This window comes from Pseudoalteromonas sp. TB51, assembly GCF_000498055.1.
Classification (GTDB): domain Bacteria; phylum Pseudomonadota; class Gammaproteobacteria; order Enterobacterales; family Alteromonadaceae; genus Pseudoalteromonas; species Pseudoalteromonas atlantica.
In genome coordinates, this window is record NZ_AUTO01000047.1 from 1 (window position 1) to 2,479 (window position 2,479).

At 39.6% G+C, this 2,479-nt stretch carries 3 protein-coding genes; 1 reads left to right on the plus strand and 2 read right to left on the minus strand.

The genetic code is table 11. The annotated features are described in order from the left end of the window. Together L650_RS0101330 and L650_RS0101335 are read right to left on the minus strand one after the other, a co-directional pair. Positions 1-351: DUF819 family protein (locus tag L650_RS0101330; RefSeq protein ID WP_029771903.1), on the minus strand; the 351-nt coding region annotated here is incomplete at its 3' end. A 14-nt stretch (positions 352-365) separates the two neighbouring features. Next, complete coding sequence (locus L650_RS0101335) at positions 366-1,193, minus strand: tetratricopeptide repeat protein (protein ID WP_004588840.1); 828 nt, start codon at positions 1,191-1,193, stop codon at positions 366-368. Positions 1,194-1,367: 174 nt separating this feature from the next. On the opposite strand from L650_RS0101335, the gene L650_RS0101340 reads away from it, so the two are divergent. Further along, positions 1,368-2,479, plus strand: a 1,112-nt coding sequence (locus L650_RS0101340) for an ISAs1 family transposase (RefSeq protein ID WP_029771904.1), incomplete at its 3' end; no start/stop codon positions are given.

Consider the following 2,479-nt stretch of genomic DNA (forward strand, 5'->3'; position numbering starts at 1 on the left):
CCCACCAATCACAATACCCAGCGTACCCACTAAAAACATAATTAGCGCTTTGGGGCCTAAATTAATAATCGCTTTTAAATCAATACTAATGGTAAGTAAGATTAAACATGCTGGCAGCAAATAGCGCGAAGCAACATAGTAAATATTTGAACTATGTCCATCTACAATGCCAAACGTATTGAGTAAAGAAGGTAAAAAGTAACACAGCAATAATGCTGGTACATATTTATAAAATGCTTTTAGTTTGGGGTTTTCGCTGCTAGAGGTTTTAAAAATGAACCCTAAAATTACAGCAAGCAAACCCAGTACAACAGCATCATTAGTAATTAATGCAGTGTGAGTATCAGCCATATTTGTTCCTATTATTAATGGTGTGTTTTATTATTATCTTCAAGTTCTTCTAGTTGATGCTGAATAATTTCAATTGCCGGATCGTCCGGGCACTCATCAATAAAAAACTGTAAATCATCGCGTGCCATTTTAGGACAATCTAACTGATTGAGTAAGTAACCTCTGTCGCGTCTCTCGTACGGATCATCGCCTAATAGCTCCATTAGCAACTCAACACATACCAGCGCGTGGCCAAATTTATTTTCGCTAATAAACGACCATTTTTGCTGCGCTAAAAACAATTTATAAACTTCATCGTTATAAATAAGCTCAAGTGGCTCTTGCTCTTGGCCATTTTCTTCATCCGCATTTTCAGGAATGATGTACCAGCTCTGTTGCCCACTGCTAGGCTCAATAATGTAGCCTTCTTCATCACTTATTGCGACATGCACGCTAATATCTCCCTGATTAATACACACACTGGCATCTAATTGCGCTTGCTCAAGCAAATGGCTCAATAAAATACCTAATGTGGTTATAGAGCCGCTGCGCATAGTGAGTGTATAGCTTAAGCTATTTATTTTATGCTCTGGCACTTTTAGCCCAGAGGCGCTAAATAGCCATTTGCTATAAAAAATATCAAGAAGGGCTTCTAATCTATCGTGTGGGTCTTTTTGCTTTGCGCACATAGCAGTGATCTGCTGCTCAAAGTCAGTTAATACAGAAAAAGTTGGTGCTAAATCTATTTGAGGGTCCCATTTCGACTCTGCATTAATACACCGATAAAGTGGCGGTGGAGTAAATTCATCATATGCATCATCTAAATAAGATTCGTCGTGTTCGTCATACCCGAGGGTGGTCATCAATACTACAACATTTATTAAAAAACGAAGACGTAGTTTACCTAATTTTACGGATAGTTACCAATACAGCGAAGCTCCCACCCGTAATTATACCACGGCAAGATCATTATAAATTGAACTTATAGAGCAAGTAGTGATCAGATCAAGGCATAATAATTACTTGGTCGCATAAATATGAGCACTACTTTTCTGAAACATTTTAATTCAATTACAGATCCTCGCATTGAACGTTGTAAAAAGCATGAACTTATCGATATTCTTCTCCTTGCTATTAGCGCTGTACTCTCTGGTGCAGAAGGATGGGAAGATATTGAAGACTTTGGGCACCTAAAGCTTGATTGGTTAAAAAAATACGGTACGTTCAACGCAGGAATTCCAAAACATGACACGATTGCTCGCGTCATGTGTCGGTTAAAAGCAAATGAAATAGAAAGGGCATTTCAATCTTGGATATCATCACTGATTGAAACCACAGGTGCAGATATCATCGCTATCGATGGCAAAACCGCACGACGTTCATTTACCACAAAAGACAGAAAAAGTGCCTTACACACGGTCAGTGCATGGAGTTGCCAACACCAGTTAGTGCTTGGGCAGACGGCTGTTGATAATAAAACAAATGAAATCACCGCAATACCAGAATTACTCACCCTGCTCGATATTGAAAACAGTATCATTACGTTAGATGCGATGGGATGCCAACAAGAAATAGCAAAACAAATCATCCAACAAAAAGCAGATTATATTCTTGCACTTAAAGGTAATCATTCAGGCATGCAAAAGGAACTAGAAGCGTGGTGGCACAAGTGCGAGCGTGAAAGGTTAACTCAGCATAATTGTGATGAATATACCGAAATAAGCTCAGGACATGGGCGTGTTGAAACACGTACATGCCAGCAGTTACTTATAGATAAAAGCTGGTTAGGCAAGGATTATCGTTGGCCTGGCTTAACGAGTATTATTAAGGTCAGGGCTGAAGTTCATGATAAGTCGGCAGGGTCGGATACCACTGAAACACGCTGGTATATAAGTTCATTAGACTTAAATGCAGCGCAAGCACTCAATGCGGTACGCAGTCACTGGCAGGTTGAAAGCATGCATTGGATGCTTGATATGAACTTCAGAGAAGATGAATCGAGAATACGCAAACTTCAAGGGCCATTAATGTTTAATGTAATGCGAAAGATAGCCATGGCGCTTTTTAAACAAGATACATCTAAGTCAGCTAGTATGGCGAGGAAAAAGAAAATGGCAGGGCTAGACGATGATTACCGCTCAACCCTGTT